Consider the following 18,255-nt stretch of genomic DNA (forward strand, 5'->3'; position numbering starts at 1 on the left):
AATTTAGTCTATTTCTTACTCGATTATAGTAGGAACTGCGTCATAAGTAAAATAATTTTTCCGTTTTGTTTTAGAGTAGTAGAATAAGGGTACGCCTTGATTATGAAAGGGGACTAACCATGTCAGAACAATTAGACGTATCGCAATTTGAAAAAAACCTAGTCATTCGCAAAATGAAGCGCACTGACTTTGATGAAATTTTAGAAATCCAACGTAAATCATTCCCAGGAATGGACCCGTGGGAGCTGGCACATTTAAATAGCCACTTAGATATTTTCCCAGAAGGTCAAATCGTTGCAGAGTTAGATGGCAAAGTCATTGCCTCTTGCTCAAGTTTAATTATTAACTTCGATGAATATGATGACCGCGCTACATGGTCCGATGTGACCGACGATGGTTATATTACAAACCACAATCCAAATGGCTACAATTTATACGGTATTGAGGTCATGGTCGACCCAGCCTACCGCCGTATGAAAATTGGTCAACGCTTATACGATGCCCGTAAAGATTTGGCACGTGAGCACAACTTAAAATCGATTATTATTGGTGGCCGCATTCCAAACTACCATAAACATATCAATGAAATGACACCGCGTGAGTATGTCGATGCGGTATCGCGTCATAAAGTATATGACCCGGTGTTAACATTCCAAATTAAAAATGGTTTTACGTTAATGCGCGTTAATCCAAACTACTTACCAGATGATGTCGCTTCTGCAAAATATGCGACATTAATGGAATGGAACAATGTCGATTACTTACCACGCACAAAGCGTCACTACAAAACAAGCTATCCTGTGCGTATTTGTGCCGTCCAATATATGATGCGTAAAATTTCTAACTTTGAAGAATTCGCGCACCAATGTGAATACTTTGTCGATGTAGCAAGTGATGCTAGTTCAGACTTCGTCGTGTTCCCTGAAATTTTCACAACACAACTTATGAGCTTTATGAATGAAAAATCACCAAGCTTAGCGGTCCGCCGTCTAACGGAATATACCGAGCAATATTTAGAGCTGTTTACAAATTTAGCGATCCGCTACAACGTGAACATTATTGGTGGTTCGCATTTCGTCAAAGAAGAGGACGATGAAATTTACAACATCGCGTATTTATTCCGCCGCGATGGCACGATTGAAAAGCAATATAAAGTGCATATTACACCAAATGAACGTAAATGGTGGGGCATTTCAAGTGGTGATAAAGTGCGCGTCTTTGATACAGACTGCGGTAAAATTGCTATCCAAATTTGCTACGATATTGAATTCCCAGAAATGGCTCGTATCGCCACAGATAAAGGGGCCAATATTATCTTTGCACCGTTTTGTACCGATGATCGCCAAGGCTATTTACGCGTGCGTTATTGTGCACAAGCACGCGCCATCGAAAATCAAATTTATACGGTTATCGCTGGGACGGTCGGCAACTTACCACAAACAGAAAATATGGACATTCAGTATGCGCAATCAGGTATTTTTGCGCCGTCTGATTTTGAGTTTGCACGCGATGGGATTGTCGGCGAAACTAGTCCAAACTTAGAAATGGTTTTAATTGGTGATGTCGATTTAGAAATTCTGCGCCGTAAACGCCAAGATGGGACGGTGGCACATTTAAAAGACCGTCGTCATGATGTTTATTCACTGAACTATACAAAAGAAGACTAAGTAAGGAAGCGGCTTTGACAACACATGTCATGTTCCTTTTTTAGCATTCGCAACAAAAAACCGGAACCGCGTCACCGCGCGATTCCGGTTTTCTTATGCTCATCTGAGACGGTGTTTTTACATGTCTGTCCCAGCCTCTTTTTCATTCAAAAGTATGAGGAGAAACCATTGTCAATAAACGGTACAATAGAAGTAAGCAAAACGATTGAGGGGGCCAACTATGCAGCCAACAGATCATTCAAACATTGGTTTATTAAAAGAAATTGCAGAATTATTAAATGAGGAGACAGAGTTACAGCCGATGTTACAAGGTGCACTGCGCAAGTTGTTAGCAGGTACACGCTTTGAAACAGGTTGGATTTTCTTTATTAATGGGCGCGGTAAACATGAGATGATTGCGCATGAAAATTTACCACAAGCATTAGAGCATGATCATTGCCGCTATTTATGCAAGGGCGGTTGCTGGTGTTTATCAAAGTTTCGCAATAACGAGTTAGAAAAGGCATCGAACATTATTGAGTGTCAGCGCATTGAAAGTGCTAATGAAGCCGATGTCGGCGATAATGCGGGTATTACACATCATGCGACTGTCCCACTACAATCTGGACAGGAACGCTTTGGCTTACTCAATGTCGCATCGCCAAATACGGTGCGATTTTCAGATGATGATTTAGCCTTATTAGAATCGGTTGCTTTTCAAATTGGTTCGTCAATCAAGCGTATTATGTTGACGAAGCAGGAACAAGAAATGGCGCTTGTACAGGAACGCAATCGTTTAGCGCGCGACCTACATGATTCTGTTAACCAGCTATTATTCTCTGTGACACTGACATCGCGCGCCGGTGTAGAGATGAGCGATGAGCCGCTCGTAAAAGAAACGTTTAAAGAAATTCAAGATTTAACGCAAGAAGCTTTAACAGAAATGCGTGCGCTTATTTGGCAGTTGCGACCAAGAGGTTTAGAGAGCGGCATTTTAGAAGCGATTAAAGGCTATGCCGATATGCTTGGTATTCAGCTAAAAATAAATGTTATCGGCGTCGTGCAATTACCATCAAAGGTTGAGGAAGCGCTATTTCGTTTGGCGCAAGAGGCGCTGAATAACGTGCGCAAGCATTCAGGTGTCAAAGAAGTAGAGCTATATATTACGCTGACGTCAACCGATGTCTTGCTCGTTATTAAAGATGAAGGGCGCGGCTTTCAACTGCCGGACCGCGTGCAGTTACCGTCACTTGGACTTCAAAGTATGCGCGACCGTACAACAGCGCTCGGGGGCACAATTGATTGGGTAAGTGATATTGGAAAGGGTACGGAAATTTTAATCCGTATGCCATATTAGAGGAGGGATTTGTCATGATTCGTGTATTAATAGCAGATGACCATCACGTTGTCCGTCGTGGCTTATTATTCTTTTTAAAAACGCAAAAAGATTTCGAAGTTGTTGGCGAAGCGGCAAATGGGAAAGAAGCAGTCGCATTAACTGCTGAACTCCATCCAGATATTGTCTTGATGGACTTAGTGATGCCTGAAATGGACGGCATTCAAGCAACAAAAAAAATTAAGGCGCAGTTTCCAAAGGTCCATGTGCTGATGTTGACAAGTTTTTCAGACCGCGACCATGTCGTACCAGCGATTGAAGCGGGAGCGGCAGGTTACCAGCTGAAAGATATTGAGCCAGATGAATTAGTCGAAACGATTCGTAAAATTATTGCGGGCGAAAGCATTTTACATCCAGAGGCGTGCGAGCAACTAGAAGAAGCGGAAAAAGAAGAGGAAAATAGCCCTCATGTGAAGCATCCATTGACGCCGCGTGAGCGCGATGTGTTAGCAGAGCTTACAAAGGGCAAAAGCAATCGTGAAATTGCATCGTCTTTATTCGTAACCGAAAAAACAGTGAAAACCCATATTTCAAATATTTTTGCGAAGCTAGAAGTACAAGACCGCACACAAGCCGCACTTTATGCGGTCAAACATAATTTAACAGAGCCAAGTGGCAAGCTATAAAAAAGAGTTGGGACAAAACAGTTCCTTTTCCTTTTTTAGCGTTCGTCACAAAAAACCGGAACCGCGCCATAGCGCGATTCCGGTTTTTTTATGCTCATCTGAGAGGGTGTTTTTACACGTCTGTCCCAGCCTCTTTTATGCTATTTAGCTGTTTCCATATCGACATCAACGGGTTTCTCCGGTGCGAGTTTGCGAACTTCAAGATATAAAATATGATGACCTTCTAGCTCTTTCACCACAAATTCATAACCTTGTTCGACAATTTTTTCACCTTTGACGGCGTCGAAGTTTTTCGTCATGACCCAGCCACCGATTGTATCGATATCATCTTCTTCAATTTCAATGCCAAGAAAGTCATTAACACTTTCTAATAGCATTTTCGCATCGATAATATAATGTCCCTCTTTTACTTTACGCACTTCAGGAATTTCATCGTTGTCGAATTCATCGCGAATATCGCCAACGATTTCTTCGATAATATCTTCGATTGTTACTAAACCAGACGTACCACCGTATTCGTCCATTAAGATGGCCATATGAATACGTTCACGTTGGATTTTTAGTAGTAAATCGCCAATCGGTGTTGTTTCAAAGACGCGAATAATTGGTCGCATATACGTTGTAACAGATTTTGGTCCGTTGACTTCTGGATTTTTAATGTAGGCTGTTAATAATGATTTCATATTAACAAGACCGAGCACATGGTCTTTATCGCCGTCGATAACGGGATAACGTGTGTATTGTTCTACACCAATTACTTCAAAAACCTCTTTCAATGTAAGGTCTTTATCAATACCGACGATTTCTGTACGAGGTACCATGACTTCTTTGGCAAGACGATCATCAAATTCGAAAATACTATTTACATAGCGATATTCAGATTGATTAATCTCGCCGCCCTTTAGACTATCCGATAATGTTAAGCGAAGCTCTTCCTCAGACATCGCGCCCTCAGATTCGCCCATCCCTTTTAAGCCAAACATCGCCGCAACACCACGTGCTGAAACGTTTAATAACTTAATGAATGGAAACATAACATTGTGGAAAATGATTAATGGTTTGGCTGTTGCAAGTGCAACGGTTTCTGCTTTTTGAATGGCTAATGTTTTCGGTGCAAGTTCACCCATTACAACGTGAAGATAAGTCACGATTGAGAATGAAATGATGAATGAGATTAATGATAACACCGCGCCATTTTCTAAGCCGATTAAGTGGAAGATAGGTGCGATAACAGACGCTATCGCATCTGCCCCTAACCAACCAATACCTAATGATGTAATCGTAATACCTAATTGGCAGGCTGATAAATATTCATCTAAATTATCGACTACTTTTTTAGCGTTTAACGCTCGTTTATTTCCTTCAGCTACTAGCTGATTTACTCGAGTAGCTCGCGCTCGTACGATAGCAAACTCAGTTGCTACGAAGAACGCGGAGATCGCGATTAAGACAGCAACCGCTGTCAACCGTATGGCTATGTCCAAAGACTTCCTTTGTCCTTAAAGCCCAAATGAGGGGAAGGACAAAGTGTACACCTCCTATAATAAAAAAATTAGTTAATAAAAATAATATAGACCAGTTAGGCTGATTTTTCAAATGTTCTCAACTAAATGAGCAAATTGGTTATTATATAATTGAAATAATTTATTTATACTGAAAATTAAAAAAATATTGATAATTTAAAGGAATCGGCGTAGCATGGAAAGCAATTAATGAAAAGGAGGTATGTATGATGAACAACATCGGATTGCGTTTACACGACAACTCAATGACAACACATATCTCCGCACAACATGTATCGTAAGTTGAATTTTTAAGTGTGCAGATATTTTCTGTACACTTCTATGTCTAGGCGCGCGCTCTAATTAGGAGTGCGCGCCTTTTTGTGTTTGCGGAGAAAAAAGAAAGGAGCATGCTGCAAGATGTTCGATATATTTAAAAAGCTCGATTGGTTTTTTAAAGCGCAATGGAAACGCTATGCGGTAGCGATTGTGCTGCTGGCAATTAACGCTTGTGGCGATTTTGCCGCTACCGTTTTTAGCGTATGCAATGGATGTATTAAAGCGTGGTCGGACGACATTTATTATAGCGTATCGACTTTCTACTATTAAAAATGCCAACTTGATTTTAGTCCTAGATGCCGGTCGTATTGTCGAACGAGGGACTCATGAGGCGTTACTAGCAAAACAAGGCAAATATTATCAAATGTATCGTTTGCAGTCAGGTATGCAAACAAAGTAATTGAAATTTTGCTAGAAGGAGCGTAGCATTTAAAAGCGTGAAATTGAAGAAAGTAGGTGGGCATTACGAATTGGTGGAGAGAATGGACGCATCAACTGAATTCATTCAATCGCAATGTGAAGTTGTTTATGTTTGGGAACGCCTTAATCCAAATTGGTATGGGGATTTTTGGCGTTATGTACAATTTATATATTCGCGAGCTAGGTCTCGCTGGCGAAGTAAGCGGACACGTCATTGCGATGACGGCGCTTGCTACGGCTATTATACTCGTACCAGCAGGGTTGCTTAGTGACCGCGTTGGACGTAAATGGATGATTATTATTGGTGCTGGTCTTACTGCGCTCACATTAGTTGTGCGCAGTGTGACGGTGACCGAGCAAACGATGCTAATCAGTGCCTTTTTAACCGGGCTTGTGTGGGCACTTCCACAAGTGGCGAGCGTGCCATTTTTAGCGGAAAACTCGAAGCCAAAAGAGCGCATGCAGTTATTTAGCGTGCATTTTTCACTTGTGACGATTGCTGGTGTGGCAGGGAATTTATTTGGTGGTGTCATCGCAGATGGTGCGAGTGAGGTATTTCATATTAGCGCAGCGGCCGGCATTCGCGTCGCACTCTTAATTGGTGCAAGTTTCTTTATTATCGGCTTACTACCAATGCTCATCATGAAAAAAGCAACACCATTAGATGACGGTAAACCGAAAGCGCCACGCCTTGCGCAAGATCATCATGCTTCAGATTTTAAAAGCAATTTGAAAATTATTGTGATGTTTGGCATTGCACAACTTGTGATAGGAACAGGCTCTGGGCTTGTCATTCCATATTTAAATCTTTATTTCGCCAATCGGTTTGATGCTTCAAACTCATACATTGGCTTTATTTTAGCGATTGGTTCGGCGATGACAGCGGTCGCGCAACTTATTGGACCAATTGTCGTCAAAAAAGTAGGCGAAGTGAAAGCGATTATTTTTTTCCAATATGCGTCGATTCCTTTCCTATTATTAACGGCATTTACAACGAACTTATGGGTCGCATCAATCGGCTTTTTATTCCGACAAGCACTCATGAATGCCGCATCGCCAATTCAAAGTGCTGTTGCGATGGATATTGTCCATGACAAATATAAAGGCCTCGCCAACTCGGTCAACCAAATGGTGTTCCAAGTCGGCTGGGCCTCAATGGGGATTCCAGCAACGTATTTAGTAACCGCCTTTGGTAGTTACTATGGCTATGTATATACGTTCGTTATAACGTCTGTCCTTTATTTAGCAGCATCAACGTATTTTTACTTCACATTCGGCAAACGTTTCGAACGATTAAAAACTCAATCGTAAACGTGGAACGCCATCAATGCTTGAATTTCCTGAGCTAATTGTTCATCAAGCACCGCATTCGTTGGCGTGATGCATGTTAATGAGCCATCTGCATTATAGATGACCTCGTAGTATGTGCGCGCGTTGTAAAAATTTAGTTGCCAACCCGGCAGCTGAGCGTTGTATAATGGTTTAAATTTAAAATGTTGAATCATCGTATATCACTCCTTTGTCTATTTGTAATAGTTTACCTATTTTTCTAACTTTTTGCGAACAAAGGATTTTGATATGCGATTTTTTTTGCCTCTGCTATAATGTGAACAGGCAATGATATTCGTAAAGAAGGGTGACAGCTACATGCTAGATTTATTATGGAAAATTGTCATAATGGCTGTAATAGGTTCGGTTATTGGTGGATTCACGAATCATATCGCCATTAAAATGTTGTTCCGTCCGCTAGAGGCGAAATATCTTTTTGGCTGGCGACTGCCATTTACGCCGGGGATTATTCCAAAACGACGTGGCGCCATTGCTGAGCAACTTGGGAAAACGGTCGTCAATTATTTATTAACACCAGAAATGTTCCGCAAAAAATTCTTTAATGCTGACAACCAACAAAAGGTTGAAGCAAAGGCTAATGAACTTATTCAACAATATATTTTTGCGGACGACAAAACATTAAATGATTGGTTAAAGCAAGCGGGCGTTGCCGATGCACCACAATTGATTGAGCAAAAAGTCGATATGGTCATTGAGCAACAAGTAAGTCATTTCAAAAACGTACTGTCAACGGATGCGATTGAAACGCTACTACCAGCAAGTTGGAATGCCAAAGTTGATGCGAAAATCCCTGAAGTTTCAAGTTATATTTTGACACGTGGGGATGATTACTTTGCATCGAGTCAAGGTTATTTAACGATTAAAGGCTTGATTGACAATTTCCTTGAATCAAAAGGAACGCTCGGTGGCATGGTACAAATGTTTTTAGGTGACAGCGATTCTATCGTGTTGAAAGTGCAAAAGGAAATTCATAACTTCCTTGTATCACCAGGCACATTCCAAATGGTCAACAATATTTTAACGACTGAGTGGGAAAAGCTACGCGTCCAAACAGTGCCACAAATTTTAGGTGACCTTGATTTCACAAGCGTAACGACAAACATTCAAACGTATGCGAAAAAAGAGTTAGCTATTGCCACACATTTAGACAAGCCACTTGTACACTATTGGCCAACGGGTGCACAGCACTTAGCCGATCATGTCGTGCCACAAGTTGTCGCAACAAGCTTTGAAAAATTAGAAGCTAACTTAGAAGCGATGATTGGTCGCCTAGATATTGAGGAGCTTGTACGCGAGCAAGTCGATACGTTCCCATTAGAAGTGCTTGAAAAATTAGTGCTAGGCATCACAGGTCGCGAACTAAAAATGATTACCGTACTTGGTTTTGTACTCGGTGCTTTCATCGGGGTATTCCAAGGAATTATTTCATATTTTATGTAGGGGGAATTACAGATGATTAATATTTATGACGATTTAAACAAATTAGAAGGCACATTCCGTCAAACGGAACAATTTAGCGCCTTAAAAACAGCAATTGAAGAAGTAAAACAAAATGATGAAGCAGTTGCGTTATTTGCGAAATTCCGCGAGCTACAAATGACGTTACAAGAAAAGCAAATGAAGGGTGAAGAAATCGGTGAAGATGAGCTACAATACGCGCAAAAAACAGCGCAACTAGCTCAACAAAATGAAGCGATTTCAAAAATGCTAATGGCTGAAATGGCATTAAGCGAGTTAGTACAAGAAATCAATCGCGTATTAACAAAACCAATTCAAGCAATGTACGACGGCATTCAATAATATGCAAGTGATAAAAAAGAGCACTTTCAAAGGGCGCAAATCCTTGAAAGTGCTCTTTTTTTCGTTACGTACATTGTGCGACTAAATCAACCGAGGCATGATGAATGCGATTTGTATTTTCCTCGATGCCAGTAATCGTTGTATTTAAATAGTCAACATTACGCACTAACGTATGACTACTCTGGCGTAACTCTTCCATGCGCGTTGAAATGGCCGAAAACGAGAGTGCTGTGACATGAATATTATGATTAGACGTTGTCACAAGCGTATCAAGTGACAATGATGTTTCAGCGATATGCTGTGTTTTTGCTAAGCTTTTGGCAACGATATCATTAACGGTTGCAACTGCTTTTGTCGTATTTTCTGATAGCTTGCGTACTTCACTTGCAACAATCGCAAAACCTTTGCCGTGTTCACCAGCGCGTGCAGCTTCAATCGAGGCATTGAGTGATAGTAAATTTGTTTCACTCGCAATGTCAGCAATAAGGCTCGCGATATCGGTAATCTGATTATTTAAGTCGTGAAGTTCCGCGATGTCGTGCTTAACTAGTTGCATCGTCTCATGAAGTTCGGTACTATTTTCTTCAGTGGCAAATAAGCGTTGCTGCTCTTCATGTGCAGAATGGGCAACTTCATCTGATAATGTATTGTTAAGTACAGATATTTTTTTCAAATCATCAAGCACATTAACAATAGATGAAATCGAATCATTCGTTTCAGCAGCGACGTTGCTAAGTGCAGAAGAGTTTGAGCGCACCGATGCGACAATTGCTAAATTGGCATCATTTTTTTGCATGAGCGTCTGCTCGTAATCCGTTGCATACAATTCCAGTACGATTTGCTGCTCTAAATTTAAAATTTTCGAAACGGCTTTTAAAATTTCGAAACGTTCTGCTGTTTCATAACGTGTATTTTCGACAATCATAAAAAAGCCATTTAATAAATCTTGGAAAGCACACATATACCACTTTGGCGCTAAACCAATTCGCGCGTGAACCGAGGCGATGCGCTGGCGTTTACGAACAAATTGCTCATCAATGACACCGTCAAATAATTCACCAAGATGATGGGACAATGCTTTTTTTAGTCGCTCAAACGTGCTATTATGTTGAATAATTTGTTGGAGCGATGGTTCCTTTTGAAGATTTATATAAAAATTTTCAACAAGAGATGTTAAATTATCCTTTAAAACAGGGCGCATTAATCGCAAAATAGCTAAATCACGCGTCGTTAAATGAATCATATCAAGTTGCGTATAAATATCGCCACGTAAATTTGCTGCGATATGTACGTTAGGCAATTCCACCTCTAACGCATGTTCAATAGATAAGACAGAAGATGTTCTTTTCCGCATATTGAAAAACATGATAAAAACCCCCGTTTTTTAGTAATTTTATTTACTTATACCTAAAAAAATGTTTATTTAAACTAAATTTGAAAGAAGTTGAACAAAACAAATGAAATTCATTTCATTAAATAAGCCGTATCCACAAGATTGGATACGCCAAATCACACATATCGCTAATTTATTTTTTGAAGACTCAAAAGTAGTAAAAAAAGAGCAAGAAGTAGATTTAAGCGTTCATTTTACCGCTCAATTAGATGAAGATTATACAGCTCATGCAACATGTGAATTAGAAGATGTTGCAAGCGGCGCAAAATTTTATACGGCATTCAATCAATCGTATGAAACAGAAGGCACCGATCGCGAACAAAATATTCGATTAAAACGTGCTGTATCGTATGTATTATTAGAAGCATTAGAACAATTAACGGATATGCATCAAAAATGGGGGATTTTAACGGGCATTCGTCCAACGAAGCTTTATCATAAATTCCGCAAAGAAGGCTATTCAAGCGAAGCGATTCGTGAAAAACTTGTCGCCGAGTTCCGCTTATCACATGAAAAAATTGATTTACTCGAACGTATCGTTGCAATTCAATTAAAAACGATTCCAGACATCGATACGATTGGCGATGAAGTAAGTATTTATATCGGTATTCCATTTTGTCCAACAAAATGTGCTTACTGTACATTCCCAGCATATGCGATTCAAAGTAACCGCAAGCAAGGGCGCGTCAATACATTTTTAGATGGGCTGCATATCGAACTAGAACGTATGGGACAATGGCTAACGGACAATGATATGAAAATTACATCGGTTTATTGGGGTGGCGGCACACCAACATCGATTGAGGCAGATGAAATGGATGCGCTCTACGATACGATGTACAAACATTTCCCGCACCCAGAAACGATTCGTGAAGTAACCGTTGAAGCGGGACGACCAGATACAATCACATCAGAAAAATTAGCGGTATTGCGCAAATGGGGCATTGACCGTATTAGCGTCAACCCACAATCGTATACAGATGAAACGTTAAAAGCAATTGGCCGGCATCATACCGTACAAGAAACAATTGATAAGTTTTGGCTTGCGCGCGAAGAAGGTATGAACAATATCAATATGGATTTAATTATTGGCTTGCCAAACGAAGGAATTGAAGAGTTCGAGCATTCATTAGCTGAGTCTGAAAAAATGATGCCAGAATCACTAACAGTGCACACACTATCATTTAAACGTGCATCTGAAATGACACATAACCGCGACAAGTATCAAGTAGCGGATCGTAAAACGGCTGAAGCAATGATGCACCGTGCACACGAATGGAGTGATGCACACGACTATGCGCCGTATTATTTATACCGCCAAAAAAATATTTTAGGTAACTTAGAAAATGTTGGTTATTCAAAAGCTGGTGAAGAGAGTATCTATAATATTGTCATTATGGAAGAAGTACAAACAATTATCGGCATTGGTTGTGGTGCTTCAAGTAAATTTGTTGATGCTAAGACAGGGCGCATTACACAACATCACAATCCGAAAGAGCCAGCTGCCTACATTTTGACGTATGAAGATGCCATTGAAAAGAAAATTGAAATTTTAAATGAACTTTATGGTAAAAAAGTGCAAAAATAAGGGAATAAAGACGGTAACGACGGAATTTTCGTTGTGACTGTCTTTTTCTTTTTGATGTGGATAGCCTTTGAGTGAACATACTCGAGTTTGCTACAATAGGCTTAATGAACAGAGCATAGAACGGGGTTGAAAAAAATGACCATTACAATGGAACGATTACAACAATTAATCGATGAAAATGTGACATTACACCACATGAATGATCAAGAATTGAGTGAAGATATTTTACCGACATTAGCAACGTTACAACAATCGTTGCGAATACAACTACTAACATTATTAGAACGTTTTGCACACAACGAACAAGTCGATTTCGCACGAAAAGAGCGCGTCATGCTGGAGCTCATTAGCGATGATTATTTATTTTATAATCAAGGCATGCTCGATAGCAAAGATGTCTACAAGCGTGCATACAGCATGAAAACATTAAGTTATTTCATTGATGCTCATAACAATGAACCTTTTATAGAAGATGCAGCTTATGAGCAGTTATACCGCGCCGTGATGCTATATATTCAGTTAGAGGAAGATGTGCGTAGCTATGGAAAAGAAGGTGGGCTTGTCCAACCTGTAGCATATGCGGTTGATGCGCTTGAAAAATTAATGCATGATGAACGTTTTCCGAAAGAGCAAAGTGCCAATCTTTTCCGCGTATTAGCAAATAAAATTGCTTGTTCATCTGTACTTTATATCGGCGATGAAAAAGAGGTTCTATCAAAAGCAATCATGAATTTATTAAAAATTCATTTGGATGAAAAAGTGATTGAAGATTTCTTTGTTCGTGTACCTAAATTTATCACACGACAACAAGACAAGCTTCGTTCAGAGGAACAATTGTACTTATATAAAAATGTCACAGGCTTTTTATATGTCTTTCATTTGTATGTTTACCGCAAAAACGTCCATAATTCGCTACTGAAAAGTATCAATCATTGTTTAGAAAAATTAACATTACAAATGAAATAGGGGAGTACAAAGTATCGAAAAGGCTGCGTATAACGTAGTCTTTTTTATATGTTTAATAGCTTATTAAATATATTAATATAGTAAAATGAAGATTATCGCTAGAAATACTAAAATATGACATCTGATAACGAGAAAATTATCGTAAAATTCAGAAAAAATATTATTATAATAGCATTAATTAAGAATATTTATAGATAAAATTACAGCATTTTTTGTTCCAAAATGTCAAAAGACATAAAAAAAGTGATTATATAAAAAATGGTATAAATTGGTTTGCTAAATCATTATTGCATTCAGTTTATTCAGAAAACTATAAAAATGCAATAAAATTAATAAAAATAACGTTTAAACAATGTATAATAAGTAATTTTTAATAAAAATACATTTACTGTGTAAATTGAAACAGAAAAATAAACTGTTCCAAATTGAACAAATTGTTTCGGATTTAAAAATTTTCGGAATACTTCTTTCTTTCTATTTATTTGTTTGATATAGTATTAATACGTTATAAATATAACGCAAATTTTATATGTATTAGAGGGGAACAACATGAAAAAAAACTTTTTATGGGTAGCAATCCTCGCAGCTCTTACATTAGTGCTTGGTGCATGCGGCTTTGGCGGCGGAGATGAAAAGTCTGAAGATTCAAAATCAGAAGGCAAAACATTGAACCTATCAATCGCTTCAGAACCACCTAGCTTACATCCGCAATTAGCAACGGATACACAATCTGGATCAATCTTAAACGGGGTATTTGAAGGTTTAACTCGTGTAGATGATAAAGGTAATGTTGAAAATGCGATGGCAGAAGATGTAAAAGTTAGCGATGATAAACTTACTTATACGTTCACATTACGTGACGACGCAAAATGGTCAAACGGTGACCAAGTAACAGCAGGCGATTTTGAATACGCTTGGAAATGGGCTTTAGAACCTAAAAATGCAGCTCAATACTCTTACATTTTCTACGCTATTAAAGGCGCAGAAGCTTACAACATGGGTAAAGGTAAAGCTGAAGATGTTGGTGTGAAAGCGACTGATGATAAAACATTAGAAGTAACACTTAACAATCCAACACCGTACTTCTTAGAATTAACTGCATTCTATTCTTACATGCCAATTAACAAAAAAGTGGCTGAGAAAAATGACAAATGGTACGCAGACGCTGGTGAAGACTACGTAACAAACGGACCATACGCATTAAAAGAATGGAAACATAATGACTCAGTAACATTAGCAAAATCTGATAACTACTGGGATAAAGGCAACGTAGATGTAGACACAATCAATGTAGCAATGGTTGAATCAGCAGCAACAGCTGACCGCTTATTCCAAAATGGAGACCTAGATTTCTTAGGTGCGCCATTCCAAACGGTATCTCTTGATAAAATTGATACATACAAAAAAGATAAATCATTACAAATCACAGATACTGCGTCTGTATACTTATACAAATTCAATACAAAAGATGACGTAATGAAAAATGAAAACATTCGTAAAGCATTAACATTAGCAATCGACCGTCAAGGTTTAATTGACAATGTAACAAAAGGTGAACAAAAACCTGCTAACGGTATCGTACCAATGGCTATCAATGGTTGGGATTCACAACAAACATTCTTTAAAGATAATGACATGAAAGGTGCAAAAGAAGCACTTGCTCAAGGTATGAAAGAACTTGGCATTAAAAATGCTTCTGACATCGACATTAAATTATCAATCAACACAGATGAAGCGCACGCAGCAATCGCACAATATGTTCAAGAAGGCTGGCACAAAAACTTAGGTATTAATGTAACAATTGATAACTCTGAATGGCAAGTTTACTTAGACAAAGTTGATAACGGTGATTTCCAAGTAGCGCGTATGGGTTGGACAGCTGACTACAACGATGCTACTTCATTCTTAGATCTTTACACAACAGCTGACACAGGTAATAACCAAACTGGTTGGGAAAGCAAAGAATATCAAGCATTAATGGCAAAAGCTCAAAAAGAAACAGATGTTGAAAAACGTCTAGCACTTTTACAAGAAGCAGAAGCTGTATTTATGGCTGATTATCCAGCTGCACCAATCTATGATTACACTTCATTATTCGTAGTGAAAGATGGCATCACAGGTATGGAGCCAGATGTATTAGGTAACATCAACCTTAAAGGTGTAAAAATCGCGAAATAATTCGCCTATTAGATTTACTTATGGACTGCAGGCTAAGCCTAGCAGTCCTCTTATTCTATTATTAAGAGGTTAAGGAGGCTGAAAGAATGATTAAATTTATTTTAAAACGTTTAATGTACATTGTTGCTGCGTTATTCGTCATTGTAACACTAACATTCTTCTTAATGAGAATTGCCCCTGGTAGCCCGTTTGCTTCTGAAAAAAGCTTACCGCCAGAAATTGAAGCAGCGCTACAAGAAGAATATGGTTTAGACAATCCTTGGTATATCCAATATAAGGACTATTTAGTATCAACAGCACAATTTGATTTTGGTGAATCAATGAAATACAAAGGTCGCTCAACAAACGATATGATTGCCGAGAGTTTCCCGATTTCGTTAACACTTGGTATTGAAGCGATGATTTTAGCAGTCGGACTCGGCGTTTTAGTCGGTGTTGTGACAGCGTTGTATCATAATAAATTCCCGGATTATCTCGGTACGACAATCGCCGTACTCGGCATATCCGTCCCTTCCTTTATTTTAGCAGGTCTCTTGCAATACTTCGTAGGTCTGAAATGGCAGCTTCTCCCAATTAGTGGGTGGAACGGTTTCATCTATAGTATTATGCCGGCCTTTGCTATTGCCGTCACACATATGGGCTTCATCGCCAAACTTGTTCGTTCATCAATGCTTGAACAAAACAGTAGTGAATATGTGAAGATGGCACGTGCGAAAGGTCTTGGTAAATGGACGACCGTCTTCAAACATACCCTTCGAAATGCCCTTCTACCGGTAGTTACTTACTTAGGACCACTATTTGCTGGGGTTATCACAGGTAGTTTCATCGTCGAACAAATCTTCGCGATTCCTGGTTTAGGTAAGTACTTCGTAACAAGTATTACAAACCGTGACTATACGGTTATTATGGGTACGACAGTGTTCTACTCAATTATCTTATTATTCGCAGTATTAATCGTCGATATTATTTATGGCTTCATCGATCCACGAATTAATCTGAAGGGAGGAAAAAAATAATGACTCAATCAAATGAAAATTTACCGAAAATTTCAAAAGATAAATTTACAATTGTCGGTGGTAAACATGATAAAACAGATCAATTAGCTGAAAAATCGGTATCATTTTGGAAAGAAGTGCGCCTACGTTTTATGCACAATAAATTAGCGATTGTTGGGTTCTTTATTTTAATCATCGTGGCGTTAATGGCTATTTTCGTCCCATGGTTATCTCCGTATAGCTATCGTGAACAACTAGGTGTTTACAATGCACCTCCTTCAGCAGCACACTGGTTCGGTACAGATGACCTTGGTCGTGATATTTTCGTACGTGTATGGTTCGGTGCTCGAATTTCATTATTTATTGGTTTATCAGCAGCCGTTATTGATTTAATTATCGGTGTTGCATGGGGCTCTATTGCTGGTCTTGCAGGTGGTCGTGTTGATGATATTATGATGCGTATTGCCGACGTGTTAACGGCAGTTCCGTACCTTTTAGTTGTAATTATTCTTTTAGTTGTATTACAACCAGGTTTATTACCAATGATCATCGCGCTTTCTATTACAGGTTGGGTAAATATGGCCCGTATCGTACGTGGTGAAGTTCTTTCTATTAAGAGTCGAGAATATGTATTAGCAGCGCGTACATTAGGTGCCAATACAACACATATTATTATGAAACATTTAGTTCCAAATGCATTAGGTGCTATTTTAGTAACAATGACATTAACAATTCCAAGTGCTATCTTCACAGAGTCATTCTTAAGTTATTTAGGCTTAGGTGTACCACAACCAATGGCTTCTTGGGGTACGATGGCATCAGACGGGAACAACGCTTTAGATACTGCGCCGTGGCGTCTAATCTTCCCAGCGATTTTAATTTCGGTGACAATCTTTGCATTTAACGCAGTAGGCGATGGTTTACGCGATGCGTTAGATCCAAAACTTCGTAAATAAACAATAAAGTAGGTGAGAAAATGAGTGAAAATTTATTAGAAGTTAAAAACTTAAAAATCAACTTCAAAACATATGCTGGTATCGTACAAGCCGTACGTGGCGTAAACTTTGAAGTGAAACAAGGCGAAACACTTTGTATCGTAGGTGAATCAGGTTCAGGGAAATCTGTAACAAGTAATGCGTTAATGAAACTCATTCCTCAGCCACCTGGTATCTATGAAGAAGGCCAGATTTTATTTGATGGTCGTGACCTCGTGCCAATGACTGAAAAAGAAATGACAAAAATTCGCGGTAATGAAATTGCGATGATTTTCCAAGATCCAATGACAGCACTCAATCCAACGATGCGCATCGGGAAACAAATCATGGAAGTTATTTTAAAGCATAATAAAAATGTTTCAAAAGCAGATGCAAAAAAACGTGCGATTGAATTGATTGACCAAGTGGGTATTCCATTCCCAGAGCAACGATTCAAGCAATATCCACATGAATTTTCAGGTGGTATGCGCCAACGTATCGTTATTGCCATTGCACTTGCAGCAGAACCAAAACTACTAATTGCCGATGAACCAACAACGGCGCTTGATGTAACAATCCAAGCGCAAATCATCGAATTAATGAAGGAAATTCAACGTACCAGTAATACGGCGATTATTTTTATTACGCATGACCTTGGTGTTGTAGCTAATATTGCAGACCGCGTAGCTGTTATGTATGCGGGGCAAATTGTCGAGTATGGTACAGCGAATGAAATTTTCTACAATCCAAAACATCCATATACGTGGGGTTTACTTGGCTCAATGCCAGACCTTGATAACGATGCAGATCAATTATTACGCACGATTCCAGGTTCGCCGCCGGATTTAATTCACCCGCCAAAAGGGGACGCATTTGCGGCGCGTAATGAATACGCAATGCAAATCGATTATGAACAAGACCCACCAATGTTTGAAGTTAGCGCGACACATTTCGCAAAAACATGGTTATTACATCCTGATGCGCCAAATGTGCCGGTGCCAGAAGCGGTACGCAAACGTATTGAAGGATATATTCAAAAAAATAAAGAAGCAGGTATCGATTTAGGAAAGGTTGGTGAATAG

The 18,255-nt window shown here is 39.1% G+C and carries 15 protein-coding genes and 1 pseudogene; 13 read left to right on the forward strand and 3 right to left on the reverse strand.

Going from position 1 to position 18,255, the window contains the following annotated elements; translation table 11 throughout:
- Positions 1-119: 119 nt before the first annotated feature.
- The 3 genes from V514_RS0115875 (at position 120) to V514_RS0115885 (ending at position 3,668) form a co-directional block, all read left to right on the forward strand.
- Positions 120-1,667 carry a bifunctional GNAT family N-acetyltransferase/carbon-nitrogen hydrolase family protein gene (locus V514_RS0115875; protein WP_029500846.1) on the forward strand — a complete coding sequence of 516 codons (1,548 nt, stop codon included), beginning with the start codon at positions 120-122 and terminating at the stop codon, positions 1,665-1,667.
- Between the two features lie 220 nt (positions 1,668-1,887).
- On the forward strand, positions 1,888-3,003 hold the full coding sequence (locus tag V514_RS0115880) for a GAF domain-containing sensor histidine kinase (RefSeq protein ID WP_029500847.1): 1,116 nt from the start codon (positions 1,888-1,890) through the stop codon (positions 3,001-3,003).
- A gap of 14 nt (positions 3,004-3,017) precedes the next feature.
- Positions 3,018-3,668: a response regulator transcription factor gene (locus V514_RS0115885; protein WP_029500848.1), complete on the forward strand. Its 651-nt coding sequence runs from the start codon at positions 3,018-3,020 to the stop codon at positions 3,666-3,668.
- 140 nt (positions 3,669-3,808) lie between these two features.
- On the opposite strand, the gene V514_RS0115890 is transcribed toward V514_RS0115885, so the two are convergent.
- On the reverse strand, positions 3,809-5,134 hold the full coding sequence (locus tag V514_RS0115890; RefSeq protein ID WP_029500849.1) for a hemolysin family protein: 1,326 nt from the start codon (positions 5,132-5,134) through the stop codon (positions 3,809-3,811).
- Positions 5,135-5,714: 580 nt separating this feature from the next.
- On the opposite strand from V514_RS0115890, the pseudogene V514_RS0115895 reads away from it, so the two are divergent.
- Together V514_RS0115895 and V514_RS0115900 are read left to right on the forward strand one after the other, a co-directional pair.
- Positions 5,715-5,909, forward strand: a pseudogene (locus V514_RS0115895) (ABC transporter ATP-binding protein); the annotation flags it as partial.
- 62 nt (positions 5,910-5,971) lie between these two features.
- On the forward strand, positions 5,972-7,240 hold the full coding sequence (locus tag V514_RS0115900) for an MFS transporter (protein ID WP_029500851.1): 1,269 nt from the start codon (positions 5,972-5,974) through the stop codon (positions 7,238-7,240).
- On the opposite strand, the gene V514_RS0115905 is transcribed toward V514_RS0115900, so the two are convergent.
- Positions 7,231-7,434: a DUF5342 family protein gene (locus V514_RS0115905; RefSeq protein ID WP_029500852.1), complete on the reverse strand. Its 204-nt coding sequence runs from the start codon at positions 7,432-7,434 to the stop codon at positions 7,231-7,233. The genes V514_RS0115900 and V514_RS0115905 overlap by 10 nt on opposite strands.
- 142 nt (positions 7,435-7,576) lie before the next feature.
- Between V514_RS0115905 and V514_RS0115910 the strand changes: the two genes are divergently transcribed.
- Together V514_RS0115910 and V514_RS0115915 are read left to right on the forward strand one after the other, a co-directional pair.
- Positions 7,577-8,719 carry a DUF445 domain-containing protein gene (locus V514_RS0115910; protein WP_029500853.1) on the forward strand — a complete coding sequence of 381 codons (1,143 nt, stop codon included), beginning with the start codon at positions 7,577-7,579 and terminating at the stop codon, positions 8,717-8,719.
- A gap of 12 nt (positions 8,720-8,731) precedes the next feature.
- Positions 8,732-9,079 carry a YlbF family regulator gene (locus V514_RS0115915; protein WP_029500854.1) on the forward strand — a complete coding sequence of 116 codons (348 nt, stop codon included), beginning with the start codon at positions 8,732-8,734 and terminating at the stop codon, positions 9,077-9,079.
- A gap of 64 nt (positions 9,080-9,143) precedes the next feature.
- Here the strand turns inward: V514_RS0115915 and V514_RS0115920 are convergent, their stop codons facing one another.
- Positions 9,144-10,433, reverse strand: a complete 1,290-nt coding sequence (locus V514_RS0115920; protein WP_268744229.1) for a globin-coupled sensor protein — start codon at positions 10,431-10,433, stop codon at positions 9,144-9,146.
- Between the two features lie 103 nt (positions 10,434-10,536).
- On the opposite strand from V514_RS0115920, the gene V514_RS0115925 reads away from it, so the two are divergent.
- From V514_RS0115925 to V514_RS0115950, 6 genes are all read left to right on the forward strand, one after another.
- Entirely contained in the window at positions 10,537-12,060 is a 1,524-nt protein-coding gene (locus V514_RS0115925) for a coproporphyrinogen III oxidase (protein ID WP_029500856.1), read from the forward strand.
- A gap of 135 nt (positions 12,061-12,195) precedes the next feature.
- The gene (locus V514_RS0115930) at positions 12,196-13,026 is read left to right on the forward strand and encodes a DUF2785 domain-containing protein (RefSeq protein WP_029500857.1); all 831 of its coding nucleotides are present in this window, start codon (positions 12,196-12,198) and stop codon (positions 13,024-13,026) included.
- Between the two features lie 549 nt (positions 13,027-13,575).
- A complete protein-coding gene (locus tag V514_RS0115935) occupies positions 13,576-15,204 on the forward strand; it encodes a peptide ABC transporter substrate-binding protein (protein ID WP_029500858.1) in 1,629 nt (542 codons plus the stop codon).
- An 86-nt stretch (positions 15,205-15,290) separates the two neighbouring features.
- A complete protein-coding gene (locus V514_RS0115940; protein ID WP_029500859.1) occupies positions 15,291-16,220 on the forward strand; it encodes an ABC transporter permease in 930 nt (309 codons plus the stop codon).
- Complete coding sequence (locus V514_RS0115945; protein WP_029500860.1) at positions 16,220-17,155, forward strand: ABC transporter permease; 936 nt, start codon at positions 16,220-16,222, stop codon at positions 17,153-17,155. The genes V514_RS0115940 and V514_RS0115945 overlap by 1 nt, the downstream gene beginning before the upstream one ends.
- Positions 17,156-17,175: 20 nt before the next feature.
- Entirely contained in the window at positions 17,176-18,255 is a 1,080-nt protein-coding gene (locus V514_RS0115950; protein ID WP_029500861.1) for an ABC transporter ATP-binding protein, read from the forward strand.

This window comes from Kurthia huakuii LAM0618, from assembly GCF_000505545.1.
Lineage (GTDB): Bacteria > Bacillota > Bacilli > Bacillales_A > Planococcaceae > Kurthia > Kurthia huakuii.

Bases quoted from the DNA above. Each gene is read 5' to 3' on its own strand.
- V514_RS0115875 (WP_029500846.1), top strand. From the start codon at position 120: ATGTCAGAACAATTAGACGTATCGCAATTTGAAAAAAACCTAGTCATT.
- V514_RS0115880 (WP_029500847.1), top strand. From the start codon at position 1,888: ATGCAGCCAACAGATCATTCAAACATTGGTTTATTAAAAGAAATTGCA.
- V514_RS0115885 (WP_029500848.1), top strand. From the start codon at position 3,018: ATGATTCGTGTATTAATAGCAGATGACCATCACGTTGTCCGTCGTGGC.
- V514_RS0115905 (WP_029500852.1), bottom strand. From the start codon at position 7,434: ATGATTCAACATTTTAAATTTAAACCATTATACAACGCTCAGCTGCCG.
- V514_RS0115910 (WP_029500853.1), top strand. From the start codon at position 7,577: ATGCTAGATTTATTATGGAAAATTGTCATAATGGCTGTAATAGGTTCG.
- V514_RS0115915 (WP_029500854.1), top strand. From the start codon at position 8,732: ATGATTAATATTTATGACGATTTAAACAAATTAGAAGGCACATTCCGT.
- V514_RS0115920 (WP_268744229.1), bottom strand. From the start codon at position 10,433: ATGCGGAAAAGAACATCTTCTGTCTTATCTATTGAACATGCGTTAGAG.
- V514_RS0115925 (WP_029500856.1), top strand. From the start codon at position 10,537: ATGAAATTCATTTCATTAAATAAGCCGTATCCACAAGATTGGATACGC.
- V514_RS0115930 (WP_029500857.1), top strand. From the start codon at position 12,196: ATGACCATTACAATGGAACGATTACAACAATTAATCGATGAAAATGTG.
- V514_RS0115935 (WP_029500858.1), top strand. From the start codon at position 13,576: ATGAAAAAAAACTTTTTATGGGTAGCAATCCTCGCAGCTCTTACATTA.
- V514_RS0115940 (WP_029500859.1), top strand. From the start codon at position 15,291: ATGATTAAATTTATTTTAAAACGTTTAATGTACATTGTTGCTGCGTTA.
- V514_RS0115945 (WP_029500860.1), top strand. From the start codon at position 16,220: ATGACTCAATCAAATGAAAATTTACCGAAAATTTCAAAAGATAAATTT.
- V514_RS0115950 (WP_029500861.1), top strand. From the start codon at position 17,176: ATGAGTGAAAATTTATTAGAAGTTAAAAACTTAAAAATCAACTTCAAA.